Source organism: Rhizobium leguminosarum bv. viciae (genome assembly GCF_012276115.1).
GTDB lineage: Bacteria > Pseudomonadota > Alphaproteobacteria > Rhizobiales > Rhizobiaceae > Rhizobium > Rhizobium leguminosarum_T.
Genome location: NZ_WIEU01000047.1, coordinates 1 through 5,914, shown reverse-complemented (window position 1 = coordinate 5,914; position 5,914 = coordinate 1). Strand labels below are relative to the sequence as shown.

Genomic DNA, 5,914 nt, shown 5'->3' with positions numbered 1-5,914 from the left:
TTTATGTCGGCATCGATGTCTGTAAAGAGTGGCTGGACATTCATCTGCATCCTCTCGGCCGCAGTTTTCGGGTGACCAACGACACGGCCGGCCTGCGCCGCCTCAAGCGGGAGCTCGATGCGCTTGGCCAGATGCCGCGCTCGGCGCTGCGTATCGTCATGGAAGCGACCGGCAAGTGGCATCGCGCCGTCCAGCGCTCGTTGCATGCCGATGGCTTTTACGTGTCGGTCGTCGATCCGCTGCGCGCCCGGCTGTTTGCCAAAGCCTGCGGCTTTCTCGCCAAGACCGATCGGCTCGATGCGCGGTTTTTGGCCATCATGGGAGAAGCCCTCAAGCCCGTACAGACCCCACCGCCGGACCAAGCGCTGGAAGCCTTGCAGGAACTGGTCAATGCCCGATCTGCCGCCAACGGCGAACGCACCGCCCTGTCCAACCGGATGAAGACGGCCGTGACCGCCTTCCTGCGCAAGGAACTGACGCGCCGGCTTGCCGCGCTCGACACCCATATCGCAAGACTGGACGCCGAGATCCAGCGCAGCATCTGCGCCGATCCCGAGATGCGCCGCCGCCTCGACATCCTCATCTCCATTCCCGGCATCGGAGCCGTCACCGCCGCAAGCCTGATCGCTGGCCTTTGCGAACTTGGCGCCTGCTCCGGCAAGCAGGCCGCCATGCTGACCGGCCTTGCGCCGCTCGCCTGCGAAAGTGGCGAGCGGGCCGGACATCGCGCCATCAGGGGCGGACGCCCCGCACCCAGGAACGCCATCTACATGGCCGCCCTGTCCGCCTCCCGTCACAACCCAGACCTCGCGCGCTTCGCCGAAAGACTGAAGAAAGTCGGAAAACCCAATAAGGTCGTCCTCGTCGCCGTCATGCGAAAGCTCATCGTCCTGGCAAATACCCTCATCACCAAAAACCGCATCTGGACACCAAATCCACCTTGACACCAAACACAGATGCTCATCCGCCTGCCGGCACCTTCTCCCCGCTGGGGAGAAGAGATTCGTTGCGCCGCCTTTCTCGTCATTTCCAACGGGGCATAGATGAGCCGTGGCCACTACAGTTACTTCTCGCTGTCCATATGCTGCAGCATATGCTCGGGATAACGCCCACCCGCGGCCGCATCCTTCGGCACGGCGCGTTCGATAGCTTCGAAATCTTCTGGTGACAGGTCGACGGCGCGTGAGCCGAGCGCCTCGGTCAGCCGGTCGCGGCGGCGGGCGCCGATGATCGGGACGATGTCCTTGCCCTTGGCGGCGACCCAGGCGATGGCGATCTGGGCGACAGAGACGCTCTTTGCCTCGGCAATCTCGCGCAGCTTCTCCACCAGCGCGAGGTTCTGCTCGATATTGCCTTCCTGAAAGCGCGGGCTGTAGGCGCGGAAATCGCCGGCCGTTCCGCCCTGGCCCTTCTGCCAGTGGCCGCTGATCAGGCCGCGCGAGAGCACGCCGTAGGCGGTGATCGAGATGCCGAGTTCGCGTGTCGTCGGCAGGATCTTCTCCTCGATGCCGCGCGAGATCAGCGAATATTCGATCTGCAGGTCGACGATCGGGGCGACAGCGGCGGCGCGGCGGATCGTGTCGGCGCTCACTTCCGACAGGCCGATATGCCTGACATAACCTGCCTTGACCATGTCGGCGATAGCGCCGACCGTGTCTTCCATCGGCACGTTCGGATCGAGGCGGGCGGGACGATAGATGTCGATATAGTCGACGCCGAGGCGCTGCAGCGTATAGCTGAGGAAGTTCTTCACGGCGACCGGGCGGGCGTCAATGCCGTTCCAGCCGCCGACGGGATCGCGCAATCCGCCGAACTTGACGCTGATGACGGCGTTTTCGCGCCTGCGGCCCTTCAATGCCTCGCCGATCAGCATTTCGTTATGGCCCATGCCATAGAAATCGCCGGTGTCGAGCAGGTTAATGCCGGCATCGAGGGCGGCATGGATCGTCGCAATGCTTTCTGCGCGATCGGACGGGCCGTACATGCCCGACATGCCCATGCAGCCGAGGCCGATGGCCGAGACATTGGGTCCGGTCTTTCCCAAACGATAGGTCTGCATTGTCTTCTCCTTCTTCTGCGCCGCGGCGCGATCGCACATCCGCGCCGGGCGTCGTCATCGATGCTGCCGTTCTACCGCTTTCGCATTCGGGCGATAATCGGAGAGTATCAAACAGGCTGTGCGGGGGAATGCACAATGACCGGTCTCTCTTGTGATCTGGATGCCGTCGCGGCGATTGCAAGAGAACGCATTGCCTGACGATCCGCTGGGCGGCTCTTGATTATCTGAAGCTGGAACGGCAACGCCCCCATTGGTTGAGGTCTCTCATAAATTTCCCGTTGCGCATTATCAAAAACTTTGAAATGTTCACGGATTGTTTCGGGTTCTTTTCTGAGCTATGTCACTTTCTCGGCGACGAGATCGTCTTTTCAGGACCAACCGCTGTAGAGATGCCTCATGCTTGACCCGAAATTCGTTCGCCGCGGCCTTTTCCTGGTCTTCATCATCCTCTTCCTCGACATTATCGGCATCGCCATCATCATGCCGGTGCTGCCCGCCTATCTGGAGCAGCTGACCGGCGGCAGCGTCAGCGATGCGGCGATCGACGGCGGCTGGCTGATGCTCGTCTATGCCGGCATGCAATTCCTGTTCGCGCCGCTGCTCGGAAATCTCTCCGACCGTTTCGGCCGCCGGCCGATCCTTCTTCTATCGGTGCTGACCTTCGCGATCGACAATTTCATCTGCGGCATCGCCACCAGCTTCTGGATGCTGTTCGTCGGCCGCGTGCTTGCCGGCATCAGCGGCGGCAGCTTCGCCACCTGCTCGGCCTATATCGCCGATATCAGCACGGAGGAGAACCGCGCGAAGAATTTCGGGCTGATCGGCATCGCCTTCGGCGTCGGCTTCACCATCGGCCCCGTCGTTGGCGGTGTCCTCGGCGAATTCGGCCCGCGTGTGCCCTTCCTCGGCGCGGCTGCGCTGTCGCTTCTCAATTTCATCGCCGCCTGCTTCCTGCTGCCGGAAACGCTGGAGGCGAAGAACCGCCGCCGGTTCGAGTGGAAACGCGCCAATCCACTCGGCGCGTTGCGCCAGATGCGCCATTATCCCGGCATCGGCTGGGTCAGCCTCGTCATGTTCCTGTTCTTCCTGGCGCATGCCGTCTATCCCTCGGTCTGGGCGTTCGTCTCGACCTATCGCTATGGCTGGAGCGAGGGACAGATCGGTCTGTCGCTCGGCATTTACGGCATCGGTGCTGCGCTCGTCATGGGACTGGTTCTGCCGCGGATCGTGCCGGTGCTCGGCGAATGGAAGACCGCGCTTCTCGGCCTCTGCTTTTCAGCTGCAGGACTGACCGGCTATGCCTTCGCCTGGGAGGGCTGGGTGGTTTACGTCGTCATCGTCGCGACGGTCATCGAAAACGTCGCCGACCCGCCGCTGCGCAGCATCGCTGCCGGCAAGGTGCCGCCGTCGGCGCAGGGCGAGCTGCAGGGCGCGCTGACCAGCCTCAGCAGCATCACCACAATTGTCGGGCCACTGATCTTCACGCAGATGTTTTCCTATTTCACCCGGCCTGAGGCGCCCGTCACTTTTGCCGGCGCGCCGTATCTCACGGCCGCCGTGCTCATCCTTCTGGCCGCCGGGGTATTCCTCACAAGGGTTCGGGTGAGGGAGCCGGCCGAGGCGCTGGAAGCCACGGGCTGATCGATCAGAAACGCTGATGCGATGATGAATTTTTCATCATCTGCCTCATTTGGGGTAGTTCTTTGCAGGGCTTTGATCTAAGCCCGGATGATATTTCGCCGCAAGCTGCGGCGACGCATATTTCAATCACAGGACTGGTGTCATGGACACGCCGATCGACGCGCGCAGGCTTGCGCCGACAACCGATAATCGTTGGGGTGCACATTTCCGTGCCACGCTGGCGCTCGGCATTCCGCTGATCGGCGCCCAGCTCGCTCAGCTCGGCATCCACACCACCGATGTGATGATCGTCGGACGTCTCGGCGCCGAGCAGCTGGCGGCGATGGTGCTATCGGCCCAGTTCCTCTTCACGATCCTCATCTTCGGTTCGGGCTTTGCCATCGCCGTCATTCCGCTGGTAGCGCAGGCCTATGGCCGCGGCGACCTCGTCTCGGTGCGCCGGTCGCTGCGCATGGGCCTGTGGGTGGTGATCGCATACTGGGTCATCATGCAGCCGGCCTTCTTCAATGCGGAACAGATCCTGCTTTTTGCGCAGCAGAAGCCCGAGGTGGCCAAGCTCGCCCACGGCTATATCATGATCGGTCAGTTCGGCGTACTGCCGGCGCTGCTCTTCAACGTCATGCGCTCGCTTGTCAGTGCCATCGGCAAGGCAGGCGTCATCCTCAACGTCACCATCGTCACGCTGGTGATGAATGCGATCTTCGCCTATATGCTCGTGCTCGGCCATTTCGGCTTTCCGGCAATGGGGCTCGAAGGGGCGGCGATCGTTTCGGTCGTCGTGCAGACAGCCGGCTTCCTCTTCATTCTGGCTTTCGTGCAGCGGCGGGAAGAGACGCGGCGCTACGAGATCTTCGTGCGATTCTGGAAACCCGACTGGCACGCGCTGCTGGAGGTCATCCGGCTCGGTTTCCCGATCAGCGTCACCATCCTCGCCGAGGTCAGTCTGTTCACGGTGGCCTCGCTGCTGATGGGCTATATCGGCACCATCGAGCTCGCCGCCCACGGCATAGCCCTGCAATGGGCCTCGATCGCCTTCATGATCCCACTCGGCCTCAGCCAGGCGGCAACGGTGCGCGTCGGCGTCGCGCATGGGCAGGGCGATTACCAAGGGCTGGTGCGCGGTTCGATCACCGTGCTCGTTCTCGCCTGCGCCATTTCGGCGGTGGGCTCGGTGCTCTTTGCCACCATGCCGCAATTCCTCGGTAGCTGGTTCCTCGACGTCAACTCGCCCGAGGCGCCCGAGGTGCTTGCCTATGCCGGACCGCTGATCGTCGTTGCCGGGCTTTTCCAGTTGGTCGATGGGCTGCAGGTGATTGCCAATGGATTGCTGCGCGGCCTCAAGGACGCACGCGTGCCGATGATCATGGCGTTGATCGCCTACTGGCCGATCGGCTTCTTTCTTGCATGGGCCTTCGCCTTCCCGCTGGGCTTCGGCGGCATCGGCATCTGGTTCGGCTTCCTCGTCGGTCTGGCAGCGGCTGCGGCCATGCTCTGCGCGCGCTTCTACCTTCTCCTTCGCCGGGAGGCGGAACTGGCCCACGCCTGAGCCGGCCGCCTTCGCCGTCAGGCTGCGACAGGCTTGTAGCTGGCAATGTCGGCACGAATGCCGAGACGCGCAAACATTTCCTGCGGATCGAAATTAGCGGCCTTGTGGGCCGCTGCGACGGCGGCCTGTGCACGCTCGACGACTTCGGTATTTTCCCATTCGGCAATCGTGACGAAATTGAATTCGCCCGGACCGGCGACCTGCTCCAGCACCCTGTGATCGATGAAACCGTCCTGCGCCTCCAGCAGCTTGTGGGTCATCATCACGTTGACGAGAAATTCTTCTCGCGCCGCCGCCGGCGCGATAAACTTGTCGACTCGAAGGAAAGCTCCGCTCATCCATTCTCTCCTGCATCAGATGTTTGTAGGCAGATCTGTAATTCCTCAAGTTAAGCTGAGGTCAATAGGCGGATAAAGAAAAAGGCCCGCCTGGGCGAACCTTTGGGCTACTGATAAAGCCGGCCAACTCCTCTTTCGTCATGCTCGGGCTTGTCCCGAGCATCTGCCTTTCGATCAATATGTGGCAGATCCTCGGCACAGGGCCACTGCTGTCCGGTTTAAATTTTGTCACCATTGGAGGCTCATTTGGCCGAGATTTCCGGGGGGACTGTGGCTTGGTTTTAGCAGGCGGTCGATCCTTTTGCGGTGCATGAGGTTAGCGCGCACCAG

Annotated in this window: 5 protein-coding genes; 3 read left to right on the top strand and 2 right to left on the bottom strand. The window is 62.0% G+C overall.

Annotated features, from left to right (window positions below; all coding sequences use genetic code 11):
* The coding region (locus GFM02_RS34640) for an IS110 family transposase (RefSeq protein WP_168324218.1) at positions 1–944 on the top strand (944 nt) is incomplete at its 5' end.
* 119 nt (positions 945–1,063) lie between these two features.
* On the opposite strand, the gene GFM02_RS34635 is transcribed toward GFM02_RS34640, so the two are convergent.
* Entirely contained in the window at positions 1,064–2,059 is a 996-nt protein-coding gene (locus GFM02_RS34635) for an aldo/keto reductase (protein WP_168324217.1), read from the bottom strand.
* A gap of 396 nt (positions 2,060–2,455) precedes the next feature.
* Here GFM02_RS34635 and GFM02_RS34630 point away from each other — a divergent pair, with 396 nt between their 5' ends.
* Positions 2,456–3,700, top strand: coding sequence for a TCR/Tet family MFS transporter (locus GFM02_RS34630; RefSeq protein ID WP_168257717.1), 1,245 nt, complete (start codon positions 2,456–2,458; stop codon positions 3,698–3,700).
* Between the two features lie 142 nt (positions 3,701–3,842).
* The gene (locus GFM02_RS34625; RefSeq protein ID WP_168324216.1) at positions 3,843–5,246 is read left to right on the top strand and encodes an MATE family efflux transporter; all 1,404 of its coding nucleotides are present in this window, start codon (positions 3,843–3,845) and stop codon (positions 5,244–5,246) included.
* A gap of 17 nt (positions 5,247–5,263) precedes the next feature.
* On the opposite strand, the gene GFM02_RS34620 is transcribed toward GFM02_RS34625, so the two are convergent.
* The gene (locus GFM02_RS34620) at positions 5,264–5,584 is read right to left on the bottom strand and encodes an antibiotic biosynthesis monooxygenase family protein (protein ID WP_168324215.1); all 321 of its coding nucleotides are present in this window, start codon (positions 5,582–5,584) and stop codon (positions 5,264–5,266) included.
* Positions 5,585–5,914 lie beyond the last annotated feature (330 nt).